Genomic DNA, 18,412 nt, shown 5'->3' on the forward strand with positions numbered 1-18,412 from the left:
TGTCCTACGGGGTGGTAATGGATATTCAGATAATCGCACGCGATGGCGAGCCCGAGTACGCAGTGGTGCCATGGGCTCAGTATCAGGCTTTATTGAAGGCCGCCGGCCAGGACCCGGCACCGCCACAACCCGCGCCGGCCCGTCAAGCGCCAGCGCCAGACCAGGTTCTGCCGAGCCTGGGTCAACTGCGCAGTCTGCGCGAAACCAAGGGCATTGCCATTGAGGCGCTCGCCCGTACCGTCGGTATCAGCCCGTCCTACCTGGCCTTGATTGAAAGCGGCGAGCGTCTGCCCGACGCGGCGATTCGCCGGAGCCTGGCGTGGGAATTGACGGTGCCAGGATGGAGAGACGAGCTATGAGCGTGCGCATCAGTCGACAGCATTGGGACGGTTTGCTGGGCGAGTTGGACCAGGCCCGCCGCCAGCGCCACTTACTGACTTACCGCGCCCTGTTGGAGCGTCTGCAACTGCCCAGCCCGGCGATGCAGACCCTGACTGCCGCCTTGGAGCATTTGGCGGCGCTGGACGCCCGGGCGGAGCAGCCGCTGCGCAGTTCCCTGGTCATCAGCCAAGGCGCCAGCCGTTTGCCGCGCACCGGTTTCTTTGAGTGTGTGGAGCGTCTGGGGCGGTTCTCCGGCCCTTCCGATGGTGTGGCTGCCGCGTCGTGGCACGCCTCGGAAGTGGTGCGGGTTTTTGAATATGAATATCCCGAATCGGCGGAGGCTTAAGTGTTCTTGCGACTCAAAGCACGTGTCAGCTATTGGCTGGCGCGCCGGCTGTTTCATTGGTCCTGGCTGGTTCGCCAGCCGCGCGGTTGGAGCTGGATGGAAGGGCAGTTCGCGCGCATGGCCAACCTGGGGGATGTCGGCGCCCAGAGTTTCTATGGCCATATCCTGGCCTTCCGTGGCCAGGGTTTGGGCGCACGGGAGGAGGGCGTGCGCCTGCTGCGCTTGGCAGCGCTGGCCGGTGACGGCAAGGCCGCGTATCAGGTGGGCGTCTTCAGCCTGGCGGGAACGCCTAGCAAAGCGCCGGACCCGGCCGAAGCCGCGCGTTTCTGGAGCCTGGCGGCCAAGGCCGGGCACCCGTTGGCTGAGCTCAAGCTGGCGCAGTTGGCAGCGTCCGCGCACTAGGTGCCGGGTGGCTGTCCCGCGGTTTCAGGGCCAGGCTGTCGATCACATGGATGCTATGGCCGGGCACGTTCTTGGCGTGGTGCTTGGCCTGTGACGCCAGCTCGGCCAATTGGCTGGCGTCGAGGTGCTCGCAGGCCTGTGGGTACAGGTGCACGACGCCGATGGACAGCGACAGCAGGGCAAATTCCTGACGCACGCCTTGGCGGTTGGGCGCGATAAAGCAGCCGGCCTCCAAGTGCTCGCTGCGATAGAAACGCCGGCACTGGCTGTGAAAATCCTCCAGCAACTGGTTCAAGCGTTTGCGCCAGTCTTGCGGCCCCAACACCAGCAAGAAGTCATCGCCGCCAATGTGCCCGACAAAGTCGCGGCTGGGGTCGATGCGGTCGTTCAGGCATTGAGCGAGGCACAGCAGCACTTCGTCACCACGGCCGTAGCCGTAGATATCGTTGAAGGGCTTGAAGCTGTCGATATCCACATAACAGATCACCGATTCGCGTTGCTGCTGGAGTAGCCGCGTCAGGCACTGCTGGATCGGCACGTTGCCGGGTAGCAGGGTCAGCGGGTTGGCGTAGCGCGCCTGTTGGATTTTCAGCTCGGTAATCAGCTTGAGCACGTCGATTACCCGGCCCAGGCCCAGGTAACTGCCGTTGAGGGTGATGATGAAATCCTCCTCGATGCGCTGGCGGGCGCGGCTGGTTATCAGGCGGCTGACCTGTTGCAGCGACTGGCTCAGCTCCACGGCGAGAAAGTCGTCGTTCATCAGGCGGCTGATGGGCTTGCGGGCAAACAGGTCGGTGGCGAAGGGCTTGAGCAGGGCGTCGGACAGCGAATGGCGGTGGACGATGCCGCAGGGTTGGTCCAACTCGTCCAGCACCGCCAGGGAGTTGAGGTTGGCCTGGCGGCGAAAGGCCTCCAGTACCGTGGCGGTGGGTGTGTCGCGGGCCACGGCGGGTTGTTCGTTGAGCAGGGCGCTGAGGTCGCCGGCCTCTTCGGTCAGTGAGGCCGCCGGGTTGTCGAGCTTGGGCATCATGGGGTGGGCGTCCCGCGGCGGCTGTTCCTGGGGCCGGCAGAGCAGATACCCCTGGACCAGGTCCACGCCCATTTCGGTCAATACTTCCAATTCTTCCGGCAGCTCGATGCCTTCGGCGATCACCTGTGCCCGCGAGGCCCTGGCGATTTGCAGAATGGAGCCGACGAACTCGCGCTTGAGGGCGTCCTGGTGGATGCCGTCGATGAAGTGTCGATCGATCTTCACGTAATCGGGGCGTAGTTCCGACCACAGGCGCAGGCTCGAATAGCCGGCGCCCAAGTCGTCGAGGGCAATCGAAAAACCCATGGCGCGGTAGTGATGCAGGGCCTTTTGCAACAGTTGGAAGTCGTCGATGGGGGTTTGTTCGGTCAGCTCGATCACCACCTGGCTGGGTGGGATGCCGAAGTCCTGGAGCAATTGCAGGGTACGCCCGGGTTGGTGGGCGGCTTCCAGTAGGGATTCGGGGGAGACGTTGAGGAACAATTTGCCGGGCAGTTGCTGCTCATTGAACCGCCGGCAAGCACTGCGCCGGCAGGCCATTTCCAACTCGCTCAGGCGCTCGGCCTGGCGGGCCACGGCGAACAGGGCGATGGGGGAGTGCAATGGGCTGTTGGACGGGCCGCGGCTGAGGGCTTCGTAGCCGACGATGCGCCGCGCCGACAGCGAGATGATGGGCTGGAACAGGCTGTGCAACGCCCCTTGCGCGAGGATTGAACTCAGGGCGCTCAGCTGTTCGGTCGTGGTCATGGCGATCTCTGTCGAAAAAAAAGGACCGGGCTCCTTGGGGAGCCCGGTCCTGTATTTCACGACAGGATGATGACTGTTTAATGACGCTCCACTGGAGCGCCAATATTAAATTGCCACTACTGTCAGTGCTTGGCGATCGCCGTGTTCAACTTGAGGTAATCGAGCAGGATGCGCCCGGTTTCGCTCAGGTAGGCATCGTCTTCGGGCTTGGTTTTATCAGGCTCGGCGGCGATCACGTCTTCGTCTTCTTTCTTCAGTTCCTTGAGCGGCGCTTCGCCCTTGGCCTTGCGCCGGATGTTTTCCATCACCAGTTGCTGGGCTTCGATATCGGTGTGCTGGGCGCGGCGTTCGGTTTCGTTGAGGCTGACGGTTTTTTCCGCCATCAGCTTCTGGGCCAGGGCCAGCTTATCGCGGATGAACACGAACTCGGCGTCTTTGGCCGAACGGCTTTCATGCTCGGCCTTGAGCTGGGCCAGGAACGGCTTGAACGGGTCGAGCGCGGGGCGGATGGCCGGGCGGATGGTGTCCCACGGCATGGCTTCGGGCAGGGCGCTTTCGCCGATTTCCTTGGTGTCGATCAGGGACGGGAAGTCCAGGTCTGGCAACACGCCCTGGTGCTGGGTGCTCTGGCCGGAAACCCGGTAGAACTTGGCCAGGGTCAGCTTCAGCTCGCCATGGTTGAGCGGCTGGATGGTTTGCACCGTGCCCTTGCCGAAGGTCTGGCCGCCGATGATGAGCGCGCGGTGATAGTCCTGCATGGCGCCGGCGAAAATCTCCGAGGCCGAGGCCGAGAGGCGGTTGACCAGCAGCGCCATCGGGCCTTTGTAGAAGGCACCGGGGTTTTCGTCTTCGAGTACATCGACCCGCCCGTCGGCATTGCGCACCAGCACGGTAGGGCCCTTGTCGATGAACAGGCTGGTCAGCTCGGTGGCTTCCTGCAACGAGCCGCCACCGTTGTTGCGCAGGTCGATAACCACGCCATCGACCTTGTCTTTCTGCAACTCGGTCAGCAGTTTCTTGACGTCGCGGGTGGTGCTCTTGTAGTCCGGGTCGCCCGCGCGGAACGCCTTGAAGTCCAGGTAAAAAGCCGGGATCTCGATCACGCCCAGCTTGTAGTCGCGGCCGTCCTGCTTGAGGTTGAGCACCGATTTTTTCACGGCCTGGTCTTCAAGCTTCACCGCTTCGCGGGTGATGGGCACGATCTTGCTGGTTTGGTCGTTGGGCGCGTTGCTGGCGGGGATCACTTCCAGGCGTACCACGGTGCCCTTGGGGCCGCGGATCAGCTTGACCACTTCGTCCAGGCGCCAGCCGACCACGTCCACCAGCTCTTTGTCGCCCTGGGCGACGGCGATGATCTTGTCGGCGGGGGCCACTTGCTTGGTCTTGTCTGCGGGGCCCGCGGGCACCAGGCGCACAATCTTGACTTGATCGTTGTCGCTCTGCAGCACCGCGCCGATGCCTTCCAGCGACAGGCTCATGTTGATGTCGAAGTTTTCCGCGTTATCCGGCGACAGATAGTTGGTGTGCGGGTCGTAGGACATCGCGAAGGTGTTGATGTACGCCTGGAAGATGTCTTCGCCGCGGGTCTGGTCCAGGCGCACCAATTGGTTCTTGTAGCGCTTGGTCAGCAGTTCCTGGATGGCCTTGGGTTCCTTGCCGGCAATCTTCAGGCGCAGGACCTCGTCCTTGACACGTTTGCGCCACAGGTCGTCGAGTTCGGCGGTGTTTTTCAGCCATGGCGCGTCCTTGCGGTCGATCAGCAAGGTTTCCTTGGCATTGAAGTCGATCTTGTCCACGCCTTTGTTCAGTTCGGCCAGGGCGAAGTCCAGGCGCGACTTGACGCGGTCCAGGTAGCGTTTGTAGATGGTGAAGCCCGGGTTCAGGTCGCCGCTTTTGAGCAGGTCGTCGAACTGGGTCTTCCACTTGTCGAATTCGCTGATGTCGCTGGCCAGGAAGTAGCTGCGCGAAGGGTCCAACAGCTTGATGTAGCTGTCGTAGATGATGACCGAGCGGGCATCGTCCAGCGGCGGTTTGCTGTAATGATGGCGTTTGAGCAACTCGACGACGTTAAGGCTGGCAATCACCTCGTCACGATCGGGCTGAAGTTTGTCCCAGCTGTTGGCTGCGAACGTTTGGCTGGGCAAAAGGCCCAGGCCAATGAAAAGAGCGAGTGCGGTGCTGGGGAACAAATGCTTCATGCTGATTCGACGCGGGGGCAATTGATAACGCATATTAGGCCGTCTTTGAAGTCGCCGGTTCCATAGGGGCCGGTCGCATAATGCAAAAAGCCCGACGCTACAGCGAACGGGCTCAGTCCGGACTCACTATGGAGGCACTGTGAAGGCATTGCAAGGCGTTGAAGGTCATGTGGAGTGGGTTCAAAGCCCGCGTCCTACCTGTGATGTAGGGCAAGTTCGTATCCGTGTGGCGGCGGCGGGTTTGAATCGCGCCGATTTGCTGCAACGCGCGGGGCTCTATCCGCCGCCGCCCGGCGCTAGCCCGGTGCTGGGCCTGGAATGCTCCGGGGTTATCAGTGAAGTGGGCGCCGGGTCGTCCTGGCAGGTAGGTGACCGGGTATGCGCGCTGCTGGCCGGCGGCGGTATGGCCGAGGAAGTGGTGGTGGACGGCCGCCATGTGCTGCCGGTGCCCGAGGGCTTGTCCCTGGCCGAAGCGGCGGCGTTGCCGGAGGTGTACAGCACGGCGTGGCTGAACCTGTTCCGCTTGGCGGCGTTGCAACCGGGCGAAAAAGTGCTGCTGCACGCCGGCGCCAGTGGCGTGGGCTCGGCGGCGATCCAGTTGTGCAAGGCGTTCGGCAACCCGTGCTGGGTCAGTGTCGGTTCGGCCGACCGCTTGGCGTACTGCGAAACATTGGGGGCCCAGGGCGGCGTGGTGCGTACCGATGGCCTGGAAGGCTTGGGGGACTTCGGCCCGTTCGACGTGATCCTCGACCCGGTGGGTGCCAACTACGCCCAGCTCAACCTCAAGTTGCTGGCCCAGGATGGCCGCTGGGTGTTGATCGGCCTGATGGGCGGCCGCGAAGCGCCGTTCGACCTGGCGCAGGTGCTGGCCAAGCGCGTGCAGTTGCTGGGCTCGACCCTGCGCAGCCGCGACGAGCAGTTCAAGGCAGACCTGCTCAGCGACCTGGGCCGCCAGGTCTGGCCGCTGTTCAGCGAAGGCCGCCTGAGCCCGCAACTGGCCCGCACCTTCGCCATCCACGATGCCGAAGCCGCGTTCGCGCAACTGGCGGGCAACCAGGTGTCGGGCAAGTTGGTGTTGGTGATTGACGATAGTTTGGTGTGAGTTAACCCCAGCGGTTGGCTGTGGGAACCGTGGGAGCGAGCCCGCTCGCGATAGCAATGGACCGGCCCCTTAAGAGTTGACTGACAGTCCGTCATCGCGAGCGGGCTCGCTCCCACAATGCACGCCAGCTACTTCCAGTGATGCACCGGCCACCCCGCCTGTTCGGCATGGGCACGCAGTACCGGGTCGGGATTGACCGCGTGGGGGTGGTCGACCTTGCGCAGCAGCGGCAGGTCATTGCGCGAGTCGGAATAGAACGCCGCGCCTTCCAGGTTTTCCTCTTCCTCATCCAGCCATTGCAGCAAACGGGCGATCTTACCTTCGCGGTAGGTCAGGGTGCCGACCGTGCGCCCGCTGTAGACGCCCCTGGCCACTTCCAAGTCGATCGCCAGCACTTCGTCGATGCCGATGCGCGCGGCAATGGCGCTGACCAGGTGGGTGCCCGAGGCAGAGATCACCAGGATGCGGTCGCCGGCCTTGCGGTGGCGGGCGATGGTGGTGGTGGCGTCGCTGTAGATCAGCGGCTCGATGACGTCTTCCACCCAGGGTTCGACCAAGTGAGTGATTTCCTCGGGGGTGCGGCCGATCATGGGTTCCAGGCTGAACGCCATGTAGTCCTCCATGGCCAGTTCGCCGCGGCTGTAGGCGTCCATCAGCTCATTGTTGCGGCGCATGAAGGGCTCGGGGTCGACCCAACCCAGGCGCCCCATTTGCTCGCTCCATAAGGTGGCGCAGTCGCCGTGAATCAAGGTGTCGTCCAGATCGAAAATTGCCAACGCCATCAGTGCGGTTCTCTCTTAAAAAGCGCGAAGGCCATCAGGCTACCTCACACAGGGCCGAAGGATCGATGCTCAATGCCAGGCGCTGACCGTCGGCATAGAGGTCCGCCGCCGAGCGGTTGAGCACGTCCACCACCAGTTCCACGCCACGGGCTTCGATGCGGTAGCGGATGACGTTGCCCAGCAGGCTGTGGCTGCGTACCTGGGCGTCGAGGTCGCCGTGCAGGCTCAGGGCGATGGCTTCCGGGCGTATCGCGATGCGGCTGGCGATGGGCCGTTGCAGTAGGCTGCTGGCGCTGGCGGCGTCGAGCAGGTTGTAGTTGCCGATAAACCCGGCGGCGAACAGGTCCACCGGCGCCGTGTAGAGGGTTTCGGCATCGCCGCTCTGGACGATGCGGCCCTGGTTCATCAGGAAGATACGATCTGACATGGTCAGCGCCTCTTCCTGGTCGTGGGTGACGAAAATCGTGGTCAGGCCTAGCTCACGCTGGATCTGGCGGATCTGTTCGCGCAGGTGCTTGCGGATGCGCGCGTCCAGGGCCGACAGCGGCTCATCGAGCAGCAACAGGCGCGGGCGGGTCACCAGCGAGCGGGCCAGGGCCACGCGTTGGCACTGGCCGCCGGACAGTTGATGGGGGTAGCGGCTGGCGAAGTCGTTGAGTTCCACCAGGCGCAGCACCTCCTGTACCCGCTGGCGGCTGTCGTCGGCCTTGACCTTCTGCATGCGCAGGCCGAAGGCGACGTTTTGTTCCACGGTCATGTTGGGGAACAGCGCATAGCTCTGGAACACCATGCCGATCCCGCGTTTCTGCGGGCTCAGGGGCACCAGGTCCTGGCCATCGAGGAGGATCTGCCCGCCGTCCACCGCCGTCAGCCCGGCGATGCAGCGCAGCAGGGTGGATTTGCCGCAACCGGAAGGGCCGAGCAGGGTGACGAATTCGCCCTTGGCGATTTCGCAATTGATGTCACTGAACACCGGGGTGCCGGCGTAACTTTTTTGCAGGTGTTGGACGCTGACAAAACTCATTGGCTTTTGTCCTTGTTCAAGATGTTCGCCGCCCAGGTCAGAACCAGCACGAAGAGGAAGTAGGAAATCACCACGGCACTGGTGAAGTGGCCGCTGCTGTTGCGCATGTTGTTGAGGAACACCTGCAGGGTTTCGTAGCGCGTGCCCACCAGTATGTTGGCGAACACGAACTCGCCGAACAGGAACGAGAACGACAGCAACAGCGCCACCATCAGGCCTTTGCGCAGGTTGGGCAGCACCACCAGGAACGCCGCCTGCCAGGTGCTGGCGCCGAGCAATTGGGCGGCGTCCATCAGGTCGCGCAGGTTGATCGCTTGCAGGTTGTTGGTGATCGCCCGGTACATGAAGGGCAGTGCCACGGTGAAGTAGCAGCCGATCAGGATCCACGGCGTGCCCACCATCGCCAGCGGCCCGGAACCATAGAGCTGCAACAGCCCCACCGAGGACACCACCGGCGGCACCGCAAAGGGCAGCAGGATGAGGATGTTCATCAGCGCATCGAGCCTGGGGAAGTGGTAATGCACCACGAACAGCAGGGGCAGGATCAGCACCACCGACAGCACCAACGCGCCGACGCACACCAGCAGCGACTGGCCGAACGCGGCGAGAAAGCGCGGGTCGCTCCACAACTGGGTGTACCACTTGAGGGTAAAGCCGCTGGGCAGGATGGTCGCCGACCAACTGCTGGCCAGGGAATACACCAGGGTGCCAGCCAGGGGCAGCAGCAGGATTATCAACAGCACATAGACCACGGTGCGGTGATACAGCGTGGCAGGGCCTCCTTCAACGCGAGACATGGTAGCTCCTCTTCAACAGCAACTGATGGACGATGGTCACCAGGGTCATCAGCGCCACCAGTACCACGGCCAGGGCGCTGGCCATGTTCGGGTCCAGGGAGATATCGCCCGACACCATCGCCGCGATGCGGATCGGCAGCACGTTGAAGTTGCCGGTGGTCAGGGCGTAGACCGTGGCATACGCGCCCAGGGCATTGGCCAGCAGGATCACGAAGGTGCCCAGCAGCGCCGGGGTCAGCACCGGCAGGCCGATGTGGCGCCAGAACTGCCAACTGTTGGCCCCCAGCAGGGCGGCGGACTCGCGCCAGTCCTCGCGCAGGGCGTCGAACGCGGGAAACAGCAGCAACACACCCAAGGGAATCTGGAAGTAGGTGTAGAGAATAATCAGCCCGGTCTTGGAGTAGAGGTTGAAGTCCTGGATGATCCCGGCCTGCTTGAGCATCAGGGTGAAGGTGCCGTTGAAGCCCAGCAGGATGATGAAGGCGAAGGCCAGCGGCACCCCGGAGAAATTGCTGGTCATGTTGGCGAACGCGGTGACGAAGTTGCGCAGCCGCGAATCGACCCGGTGCAGCGAATAGCTGCCCAGGATGGCGATGATGATGCCGAACAGGCTCGACCAGAAGGCCAGTTCCAGGCTGTACCGGATGGCCTGCATATAGAAGCGCGAACTGAATATCTTGCTGAAGTTGGCCAGGCCCCAGCCGAACTCTTCGGACTGCACGCTGTGGATCATCACCCAGGCCAGCGGCGCGATCTGGAACACGATAAAAAACAGGGCGAAGGGCAGCAGGCACAACACGGCCAGCCACTTGCCACGGGTGATGGCGTTCACTTGAGTAGCCCCCGGCATACAGGTTTGTCGTGGGTGACGCCCAGCAGTTCGCAGACCGTGCCGCACAACTCCACCTGCCGGGGCGCGGCGCCGGGGTCGAGGCTGAAGGCATCGCCCAGGACAAACAGCGGCACCTGGCGTTCCTCGGCCAGCAGGCCATTGTGGGAGCGGTCGTTGTTCATGCCGTGGTCGGCGGTCACCAGCACCTGGTAGCCGGCGTCGAGCCAGCCTTGCAGGTAGTCGGCCAGGATGATATCGGCCGAGCGGGCGCTGTTGCGGTATTGCGGGGTGTCGAGGCCGTGCTTGTGGCCGGCGTCGTCGATGTTCATGGGGTGCACCAGCAGAAAGTTCGGCGCATGGCGCAGGCGCAAGTGCTCGGCGTCGGCGAACAGGTGGGCGTCGGGATAATGGTCGCTCCAGTAGAAGTGGCCGTGCTGGATCGCCAGGCTCGGGTCGTCGGTGTGGCGGTCCCGGGCGGCGTTGAAGGGCGAGCGGTTGTACAGCTCGCTGACCCAGTGATAGGCCGCCGCCGCTGTGGTCAAACCGGCCGCGCGGGCGTAATGGAAAATGCTGCGTTGGCTCGACAGGCGCGACACCTGGTTATGCACGATGCCGCTGTCGATGGGCGCCACGCCGGTGAGGATGCACTCGTAGAGCGGTCGCGACAGGGCCGGCAATTCGCAGTCGAGCCGATAGAGCGCGGCGCGCCCGGCACCGACATAGGCCTGTAGATGGCCCATGGCATGGCGCGCGACCTCATGGTTCAAACCGTCGAGCACCACCAGGATGACGTTGTGCTGCATGGGTTGGGGGCTCCGTGACAAAAAGAGGAATCGCAGTAGCGGTGTGCGGGAGCGGGCCGGGCGGCGCCCGCGAGGGCGGTGTATATGACCCACCGCCCTCGCGAGCAGGCTCGCTCCCACGGGCTCGGTGTGGCTAACCGCCTTACGGCATTTCGACGATGACCTGTTCCTGCCATTGCTGTGGCAGGGCCTTGGAGGTTTTTTCCCAGGCGTCGGCGTCCTTGATCGGCGTGACTTTTTTGTACTGCTCGTTGGGCAGCAACTGCGCCTGGACGTCGGCGGGCAGGGTCAGGTGTTCGGCGCGGATCGGCCGGGCGTTGCCGCGGGCCAGGTTGGTTTGCCCGGCGTCGCTGAAGATGTACTCACGGGCCAGTTTCGCGGCATTGGGGTGCTTGGCGTATTTGTTGATGATCGTGGTGTAGCCGGAAATCACCGAGCCATCGGCCGGGATCAATACGGTGTAGTCATCCGGGTTGGCCATTTTGGCTTTGTAGCTCAGGCCGTTGAAATCCCAGACCACGCCCACTTCCACTTCACCCTTTTCCATGGTCGCGATGGTCGGGTTGGCCAGGGACAGACGCCCCTGCTTGGCGATCTCGGCGAACATCAGCAGCGCCGGTTGGATGTTCTTTTCATCGCCGCCCTTGGCGATGGCCGCAGCCAGCACGCCGTTGGCCGCTTGGGCGGCGGTGCCGACGTCACCGATGGAAACCTTGTACTTGCCCTTTTCCAGGTCGGCCCAGTTCTTCGGCGCTTCGGAGCCGTGCAGCAACTTGTTGTTGATGATGAACGCGATGGTGCCGGTGTAGGCCAGGGCCCAGTGGCCGTCGGCGTCCTTGGCCCACGCCGGGACCTGCTCCCAGGTGCTCGGTTTGTACGCCTGGGTCACGCCCTGCTTGACCGCGATGGGGCCAAAGGCGGCGCCGACGTCACCGATGTCGGCGCTGGCGTTGTCTTTTTCGGCGGCGAACTTGGCCACTTCCTGGGCCGAGCTCATGTCGGTGTCGATGTGCTTGAGGCCGTAGAGCTTGGCCAGGTCGTCCCAGGTGCCTTTCCAGTTGGCCCAGTTGTCGGGCATGCCGACGCTGTTGACTTCACCTTCGGCCTTGGCGGCGGCTTCCAGGGTTTTCAGATCGGTTCCGGCGGCCAGGGCGGCGGTGCTCATGGCAAGGGTCGTGCCTAACAGTGAAGCCAGGAAAAGCTGTTTCATCGAAAGCTCCTTTGGGCGTTTTCACGCGGCGTACTAGCGACAGCTGGGGTGGGGTTGGTCTAGGTCAGCAAACCTTGAGCCAATTTAGGCGTGTTGGATGACACTTTGATGTCGGTGGCCCGGCTCGCGGGCAATGCGAGGTAAGCGTAGACCATGGCCGCACGGCCGCAGCGCCTGGACTTGGCGGCGGTTTTGCAGGCAAATGGCGGGCGCCTGTCATGGATCAGTCACATGCCGTGCCTAGGCTGGCGGCAGGCCTTTCGGGGCATTCGAGAGGGCGAGGGTGCCCTGAAACAGTGCTGGTCTAGTCCAGATAGGTAACGTTGATGCGCGTCGATGCCAGTAAAACGGTGACAACCATAGGCCAAGCCCTGCAAGAGCAGATCGACCACGGCTTGCTCGCCCCGGCCAGCCAATTGCCGGCCGAACGCAAGTTGAGCGAGTTGTTCGCCACCACCCGCATCACTGTGCGCGAAGCGCTGTTGCAGCTCGAAGCCCAGGGCCAGATCTACCGCGAAGAACGCCGTGGCTGGTTCGTCTCGCCGCCGCGCCTGGCCTACAACCTGATGCAGCGCAGCCACTTCCACGCCATGGTCAGCGCCCAGGGCCGCAGGCCGTCCACCGAGGTGATTTCGGCGCGCCTGCAACCGGCGTCGGCGGCGGTCTGCGCCTGGCTACGGATGCCGGCGCTGTCGAGCGTGATCCAGATCCGCCGCGCCCGGCGCATTGACGAGCGCCTGGTGCTGTACGTCGAGCACTACCTCAACCCGCAGTATTTTCCCGGCATCCTCGATTTCGACCTTAACCAGTCCATCACCGAACTGTATGCCCGCCACTACGACCTGCACTACGGCCGCGTGCGCTTCGAGATCGTGCCCACTTCACTGCCGGTGGAGGCCGCCGCCGCGCTCAAGGTCTCGGCGGGCAGCCCGGGCCTGCGCATTGCCCGGGTCAATTACGACCAGCACGAACGCCTGATCGACTGCGACCTGGAGTTCTGGCGCCACGACGCCATTCACGTCGGTGTGGACGTGGTCTGAGTCGCGCCCCTGCGCCGACACACCAGCAGCACGCAGGGGATGAACAGCACGTCGAACACCAGGGCAATAAGGATGGTGATAGACGCCATCAAACCCATCCAGGCGTTGATCTGGAACCCGGAAAACGCCAGGCAGGCAAACCCGCCGGCCAGCGCCAGGGTCATGGCGATCATCCCGGCGCCAACCTGTTTGAAGGTGACGTGCAGGGCCTCTTCCACCGCCAGGCCCTGGCGGCGCAGGCGTGCATAAGCAGTGAGCAGGTGGATGGTGTCGTCCACCACCACGCCGAAGGTCACCGAAGCCACCGTCGCCACCGCCATGCCCACTTCGCCATTGACCAACGCCCACACCCCCAGGGTCGCCAGGGACGGCACGATGTTGGCGACGGCGCCCACCAGGCTCAGGCCCAGGGAGCGGAACGCGCCGAGGAAAATCAGCCACACCACCACAGCCGCCACGGCCATCCCCTGGTACATCTGCTCGATATTGCGGTTGCCGATGTGGGCGAACAGCACCGAGGTGCCGGTGGCCTTGGCGCTCGCTGCCAGCAACGGCGTGTGCTCGTTGGCCCAGGCCTGGGCGCTGGCCTGTAACGCGGCGATGGCGGCGGTGGACATATCGTTAAGGCCCACGCTCAGACGGCTGCTGCGCTTGTCGGCGCTCACCAGGTTTTTCAGGTCGGCGCCGGCGGGCAGGGACATTTCATACAGGGCCAGGAACTGCGCGGCGTTGTCCCGCGACTCGGGCAGGCGAAATTGCGCCGCGCCACCGCCGTGCAAAGCGCGGTTCACGGTTTTGAGAATGTCCGTCAGGCCATGCACGTGGGTCACCCCCGGTTGCTGGCGCAGCCATTGGCCAAATTGCTCGGTTTGGTGCAGGTACTCGGGGGCCCAGATGCCCTCGGCCTCCTGGGCATCGAGGGAAAACTCCAGTGTGTAGAACCCGCCCAGGGCCTGGTTCAAACGGTCGGTGGCCTGGCGAAACTCATAGCGCTGGTCGAAGTAGCGCACGTAGCGGTCATCCAGCGTGTTGGAAAACGCAAAAGCGCCTAACACACCGCCGGCCAGCACCACGCCCGCCAGCGCCTGGCGTGGCCGGCCCAGCACCTGGCGGGCCAGCCACAGGCTCAGGGCCTGGGCCGGTGCCGGGCGGGTCGAGCCTTGCCACGGCAACACGCACATCAGCGCCGGCAGAAAGCTCAGGCTCAGCAGCCAGGCCAGCAGTGCACCGATGGCGACAATCGCCCCCAGGTGGGCAAACGGTGGCACCGCGCTGAACAGCAACGACAGAAAACCCGCCGCCGTGGTCAGGGTGGTCAGGGTCACCGGCCACCAGCACTCGACCAGCACCTCGCGCACCGCCTCGCGCCGGCTCAGGCCTTCACCGCGCAGGCGCAGCATGCCGGCGCACAGGTGCAGGCAATCGCAGCAGGCGATGGTGAGGATGATGTTGGGCGCGATCACGCTGGGCGACGACAGCGGCACCCCCAGTAGCGCCGCGGTGCCCAGCGCCGCCAGGGTGCTCATGAGAATTACGCTGAACGTGGCCAGGGCCCCGGCGAACGAGCGCAGCACCAGGACGATGATGCCCAGCAGCACCAGCACCATGATCGGCAACAGCACGCTGCTGTCGAAGGTGCTCGCCTCGACGAATGCCTGGTCCAGGGCCACCGAGCCCGACAAACCGATGTGCAGGTCCGGGTGCTCGGCCGCGAACCGGCCCATCAGCGCTTGGGCCGCGGCCATGGCCTGCGCAGCCTGGTCCGCACCCTGAGTGGCATCGAGGCGCAGGTTGGCGGCCACCAAGGCCAGGCGCGCATCGGCGGACAACAAGCGGCCGACTAGCAGGGGCTCATCGTTGATCTGCTGGCGCAAGTCGCGGGCCTGGTTGTCGCTCAGGCGATCGCCGGAACGCAGCAATTGGTCGATGTGGATATCGTCCGCCAGGGCCTGCACGCGTTGGAAATTGGTCAGCGAATCGACGCGTTTGACCTGGGGCAAGTGCCACGCGGCATCCGTCAATTGGCTGATGGCGTGTAGGCGCGCGGCGCTGAACAGGTCGCCGTCGCGGGCGCTGACCACGAACACCAGGGTGTCGTCGCGGCCGTAGGTTTGCTCGAACTGTTCCAGCGCTTGCAGGTCGGCGTTGTCCTGGGCGAAAAACACCCGGCTGTCGCTGCGAAAACTCAACTGCGCCATGCCCAGGCTCAGGGCGACGACCAGCAGCAACGACGCCGCCAGCACCCACCACGGGTGGCGGGTGACCCCGCTCGCGTAGGCGTGCAGGAGGGCGGTGAACCGGTGCTGCGCGCCGAGGGGCGCAGCTGCGGGGGGAGTGTGCATCGAAGGGGTTCCTAACAAATCAGAAGTACCAGGCCAATCCCAGCTTGAGGTAGGTGTCGTTGCCATAGCCGTTCAGCGCGGGATCGCGCCGGGCCTGGCTGGGCGCGAGCAACGCGGCGGAGAACACCGTGCTGGCGAACACCCGCCGGCTGGCGCGCAGTTCGAACAGGTGCGAGGACCACTGCAGGTCGTGGCTGGCGCGCAGCTCCAGGACGCTGTCCTGGGGGTCGTTGAGGCTCAGGCGCGCGCCAAAAAACAGGTCGCGCTGAAACGGCGTGACCGGTGCGTCGGCACTGCGGGCGTCGTAGTAGAACTCGCTGTAAAGGGTCAGGTCCGCCGTGCTCGCCCCGACACGGCTGAACGTCGTCTCGGCGCCCACGCCACCGCCCCAGAAGCGCTCGCCGGTGCCGCGCTGGTGGATGACTTCGCTCTTGAGCACGCTGTCGCCCACCACGTACTGGGCTTGCAAAGCGGTTTGCTCGATTTGCGCGTAGGTGGCGCGAAAGCCGCGCAGGCCCCTGGCATCGACCAGCGGTTGCAGCAGCGGCTCGCGGGCGTGGCCGCGGTAATGGGACAGCGCCAGCTCCAGGTCGCTGCCCAGTTTGAACGCGGCGCGGGCAGCGAAGCCGGGGGCCCAGCGGCCGTCCTCGAAGGCTTCTTCGCGCACGGCGGCCGGCAGGCTGCGCAAGCGGTCGCGACCCTCGCCCAGGCGCTGGCCACGGGCGTAGGTCAGGGCGTACAGCGACAGCACCGTGTCGTCCAGGTTGAGGCTGACCATCGCCCCGGGTTGGCCCAGTTTGGCTTTGCCTTGGAAGTCTTCGGCGAGGTCGCGGACGTTGATGACGTCTACCGGGTTCCACGCTTCGAGCACGCCCCAGGTCTGGCTCAGCACCCCCACTTGCCAGTCGCTGGCATCGCTGCGCAGGTTCCAGGTGGCTTGGCGCAGGTCTGCGCTCCAGGCCTGTTCAGCATTGGCCGAGGCGCGGCTGAACAGCTCCAGGTGGTAGTCGCGGTCGCTGAGGGTCAGGTTCAAGGTGGCCGCGGCGTTGCGGTATTCGTCGGCCTGCCCGGCAAACTGCGGCGGTTCGGCGAATACCAGGCTGTCGAGCCCCAGGCTGCCCCGCAGGCTGGCCCCCTGGGCCACCGGCAGGCACAGGCTGGCCGCAAAGGCCAGGCACAGGAGGGAGGCGGGCCGGCTCATCGCGACCATGAAGGCAGGCGGCTGTCGGTCATGTCGGCGGCTTTGAGGCCGGTGTTGAAGCGGTAGTCGTCCCAGATGATTTGCGAGCTGGCGTTGTCCTGCAGGTTGGTCATGACAATCCGCCCTGGCCGCCAATACGTGCCGTACTGCTGGTAGTCATGGAAATCCAGGCGTTTGGCGGCTTGGCCGACCTTGTCGTAGTAGACGATGCGCACCGGTTGCCAGATGCGTGGGTCGATGGTTTCCACCAAGCGCGAGTAGCCGGAGTGAGCGTATTTGGGCAGGTTGGCGATGGTGTGGCAGGTCGCCTGGGGCTCGCCGCAGGGTTCGTCCTGGACGAACTCGTAGTCGTAGTTTTCGACTTGCCAGGTGGTGATGTCTTCGTAGGTGAATTCCGATCCGCCGAAGGAGCCGGTCTTGTCCCGTGCCGCCAGGCGCTTGACCCGTTTGACGGCAGGCAGGTAGATCCATTGGTCATCCGCGGCCTGGGCGTTGCTGAAGGTGAGCGAGGCGAACCCGGCCAGATCGCGCGGCTGGGAAAACACCACCAGGCGTTTATCGCCCACGGTGTCGCCTTCCAGGGTGCTCATCTGGAAGCTGCGTTCGGTGCTGCGCCCGTCGGGGCGGTTGAGGGTCATGCGCCCGTTGACTACGTAGTCGCCGTAGCCACTGTCGTTGCGGTCGACGGTGAGGGCAATTTCCCGGCCCCGCTCACGCAGCTCGGGGGTGCTGGCGCTGACGGTCGGGGCGAGCAGCAGGTGGCCCGCCGCCAGGGCGAGCAGGGGAGGCAAAGTGTTCATCGGTGTTCCTTGGATACGGCGCTCGACCCTGTTGCGGTCGAGCGCGGCGTTGGGCTTAGAGAGGTTGGGTGAGCAGGTCGAGGGTGTGGGCGATCATCGCTTCGTCGTGCTCGCTACTGATGAAGCAGCGCAGCCGCGCCTCGTTGTGCGGCACCACCGGGTGCATCACGGCGTGGGCGATCACGCCGTGGTCCAACAGCCTCGACATCAGGCGCAGCGCCCGGTCGTCGTCGATCATCAGCGGCACGATGGGCACCCCGGGCACTGCACTGCCGCACTCGAAGCCGCGCTGGCGGGCCTGTTCGACGAAATGCCGCGCATTGCTTTGCAGGCGCGCCACCCGCTGTGGCTCGGCGCAGGTCACGCGCAGGGCGGCCAGGGCGGCGGCGGTATTGGCCGGGCTGATGCCGGTGCTGTAAAGCTGCAGGCCGGGGCAGAAGTGATGGAGCAGGTCGATCCATTCCTTCTTCCCGGCGACAAACCCCCCACAACTGGCAAAGCTCTTGGACAGGGTGCCGACGATCAGGTCGACCTCCGCCGGGGCGATGCCGAAGTGCTCGCACACCCCGCGCCCGGTGGCGCCGACGGTGCCGCACGAGTGCGCCTCGTCGATCATCAGCCAGGCGTTGTGACGCTTTTTCAGGGCCACCACTTGGGGCAGGTCCACTAGGTCGCCGTCCATGCTGTAGGCGCCTTCGACCAGAATCAGTACGCGCCGGTAGCCGTCGCGGTGCTCCGTGAGCAGGGCCTCCAGGGCGGCCATGTCGTTATGGGGAAAGGCGATGCGCCGCGCCCCGGACATCACCGCGCCCATCAGGCCGCTGTTGTGCATGTATTCGTCATGCAGGATCAGGTCGCGCCGGTCCAGCAGGTAGCCGATCACGGTGACGTTGGCGCTGTAGCCGCTGACGCTCACCGTGGCCGCTTCGCACCCGATGAAGCGGGCCAGTTCGGTTTCCAGTTGGGCGTGCAGTTCGATTTCGCCGCCCACCATGCGCGCGGCGCCTGCATGGCAGCCGTAGCGGTCCACCGCCTCGTGCACCGCGTGCTTGACCCGAGGGTCGTTGGCCAGGCCCAGGTAGTTGTAGTTGGAGAAGCTGATGTAGTCGCGCCCGGCCATCTGCAAGGTCGCGGCCACGTCGCCGCTGCGCGCGCGAAAGTACGGGTTGATAAGCCCGTTGCCCTCCTGATAGCGAGCGCGCAGGCCCTTAAGCATGGCGTACTCGGGCGACTCGGTGAGGTTGCCCGACTCGCCCGGCGCCACCCTGTGCAGGGCGGGCTGCTGGCTGGTGATGTTGGCGCGCATCTTGGCCAGCAAAGTGTCGACGGCGGCATTGGAAGAACGGTTCATGGGTAAAGGTTTCCTCTTGGAAAA

At 64.5% G+C, this 18,412-nt stretch carries 17 protein-coding genes; 5 read left to right on the top strand and 12 right to left on the bottom strand.

Annotated elements, in window-relative coordinates; translation table 11 throughout:
• The first annotated feature begins 17 nt into the window (after positions 1 to 17).
• The 3 genes from AC19YT_RS13940 to AC19YT_RS13950 are packed head-to-tail and all read left to right on the top strand — an operon-like array spanning position 18 to position 1,129.
• On the top strand, positions 18 to 359 hold the full coding sequence (locus AC19YT_RS13940) for a helix-turn-helix domain-containing protein (RefSeq protein WP_095107722.1): 342 nt from the start codon (positions 18 to 20) through the stop codon (positions 357 to 359).
• A complete protein-coding gene (locus AC19YT_RS13945; protein ID WP_003179080.1) occupies positions 356 to 727 on the top strand; it encodes a hypothetical protein in 372 nt (123 codons plus the stop codon). The genes AC19YT_RS13940 and AC19YT_RS13945 overlap by 4 nt, the downstream gene beginning before the upstream one ends.
• Positions 728 to 1,129: an SEL1-like repeat protein gene (locus AC19YT_RS13950; protein ID WP_095107403.1), complete on the top strand. Its 402-nt coding sequence runs from the start codon at positions 728 to 730 to the stop codon at positions 1,127 to 1,129.
• On the opposite strand, the gene AC19YT_RS13955 is transcribed toward AC19YT_RS13950, so the two are convergent.
• Positions 1,095 to 2,906, bottom strand: coding sequence for a bifunctional diguanylate cyclase/phosphodiesterase (locus AC19YT_RS13955; RefSeq protein ID WP_095107404.1), 1,812 nt, complete (start codon positions 2,904 to 2,906; stop codon positions 1,095 to 1,097). The genes AC19YT_RS13950 and AC19YT_RS13955 overlap by 35 nt on opposite strands.
• 122 nt (positions 2,907 to 3,028) lie before the next feature.
• On the bottom strand, positions 3,029 to 5,104 hold the full coding sequence (locus tag AC19YT_RS13960; protein WP_176465046.1) for a carboxy terminal-processing peptidase: 2,076 nt from the start codon (positions 5,102 to 5,104) through the stop codon (positions 3,029 to 3,031).
• A 139-nt stretch (positions 5,105 to 5,243) separates the two neighbouring features.
• Here AC19YT_RS13960 and AC19YT_RS13965 point away from each other — a divergent pair, with 139 nt between their 5' ends.
• A complete protein-coding gene (locus tag AC19YT_RS13965; RefSeq protein WP_095107406.1) occupies positions 5,244 to 6,206 on the top strand; it encodes a zinc-binding dehydrogenase in 963 nt (320 codons plus the stop codon).
• Between the two features lie 128 nt (positions 6,207 to 6,334).
• On the opposite strand, the gene AC19YT_RS13970 is transcribed toward AC19YT_RS13965, so the two are convergent.
• The 6 genes from AC19YT_RS13970 to AC19YT_RS13995 all read right to left on the bottom strand — a co-directional run bounded on the left by AC19YT_RS13970 (position 6,335) and on the right by AC19YT_RS13995 (position 11,654).
• Positions 6,335 to 6,988, bottom strand: coding sequence for an HAD family hydrolase (locus tag AC19YT_RS13970; protein ID WP_500596968.1), 654 nt, complete (start codon positions 6,986 to 6,988; stop codon positions 6,335 to 6,337).
• A 34-nt stretch (positions 6,989 to 7,022) separates the two neighbouring features.
• Positions 7,023 to 8,012 carry an ABC transporter ATP-binding protein gene (locus tag AC19YT_RS13975; RefSeq protein WP_095107408.1) on the bottom strand — a complete coding sequence of 330 codons (990 nt, stop codon included), beginning with the start codon at positions 8,010 to 8,012 and terminating at the stop codon, positions 7,023 to 7,025.
• On the bottom strand, positions 8,009 to 8,809 hold the full coding sequence (locus AC19YT_RS13980; protein ID WP_095107409.1) for an ABC transporter permease: 801 nt from the start codon (positions 8,807 to 8,809) through the stop codon (positions 8,009 to 8,011). Before AC19YT_RS13980 ends, AC19YT_RS13975 begins: the two co-directional genes overlap by 4 nt.
• Positions 8,796 to 9,641, bottom strand: coding sequence for an ABC transporter permease (locus AC19YT_RS13985; RefSeq protein WP_500610464.1), 846 nt, complete (start codon positions 9,639 to 9,641; stop codon positions 8,796 to 8,798). The genes AC19YT_RS13980 and AC19YT_RS13985 overlap by 14 nt, the downstream gene beginning before the upstream one ends.
• Complete coding sequence (locus tag AC19YT_RS13990; RefSeq protein ID WP_500596971.1) at positions 9,638 to 10,444, bottom strand: alkaline phosphatase family protein; 807 nt, start codon at positions 10,442 to 10,444, stop codon at positions 9,638 to 9,640. Before AC19YT_RS13990 ends, AC19YT_RS13985 begins: the two co-directional genes overlap by 4 nt.
• 142 nt (positions 10,445 to 10,586) lie before the next feature.
• Entirely contained in the window at positions 10,587 to 11,654 is a 1,068-nt protein-coding gene (locus tag AC19YT_RS13995; RefSeq protein WP_095107412.1) for an ABC transporter substrate-binding protein, read from the bottom strand.
• 326 nt (positions 11,655 to 11,980) lie between these two features.
• Between AC19YT_RS13995 and AC19YT_RS14000 the strand changes: the two genes are divergently transcribed.
• The gene (locus AC19YT_RS14000) at positions 11,981 to 12,694 is read left to right on the top strand and encodes a UTRA domain-containing protein (protein ID WP_095107413.1); all 714 of its coding nucleotides are present in this window, start codon (positions 11,981 to 11,983) and stop codon (positions 12,692 to 12,694) included.
• Here AC19YT_RS14000 and AC19YT_RS14005 read toward each other — a convergent pair.
• From AC19YT_RS14005 to AC19YT_RS14020, 4 genes are read right to left on the bottom strand one after another with little or no spacing between them, the layout of a single operon-like run.
• Positions 12,670 to 15,036, bottom strand: a complete 2,367-nt coding sequence (locus AC19YT_RS14005) for an efflux RND transporter permease subunit (RefSeq protein ID WP_500610465.1) — start codon at positions 15,034 to 15,036, stop codon at positions 12,670 to 12,672. The genes AC19YT_RS14000 and AC19YT_RS14005 overlap by 25 nt on opposite strands.
• A gap of 19 nt (positions 15,037 to 15,055) precedes the next feature.
• Complete coding sequence (locus AC19YT_RS14010; RefSeq protein WP_500610466.1) at positions 15,056 to 16,237, bottom strand: hypothetical protein; 1,182 nt, start codon at positions 16,235 to 16,237, stop codon at positions 15,056 to 15,058.
• Complete coding sequence (locus AC19YT_RS14015) at positions 16,234 to 17,037, bottom strand: outer membrane lipoprotein-sorting protein (protein WP_500596976.1); 804 nt, start codon at positions 17,035 to 17,037, stop codon at positions 16,234 to 16,236. Before AC19YT_RS14015 ends, AC19YT_RS14010 begins: the two co-directional genes overlap by 4 nt.
• A gap of 55 nt (positions 17,038 to 17,092) precedes the next feature.
• A complete protein-coding gene (locus AC19YT_RS14020) occupies positions 17,093 to 18,388 on the bottom strand; it encodes an aminotransferase class I/II-fold pyridoxal phosphate-dependent enzyme (protein ID WP_500610467.1) in 1,296 nt (431 codons plus the stop codon).
• Positions 18,389 to 18,412 lie beyond the last annotated feature (24 nt).

The organism is Pseudomonas sp. MF08875, assembly GCF_059862525.1.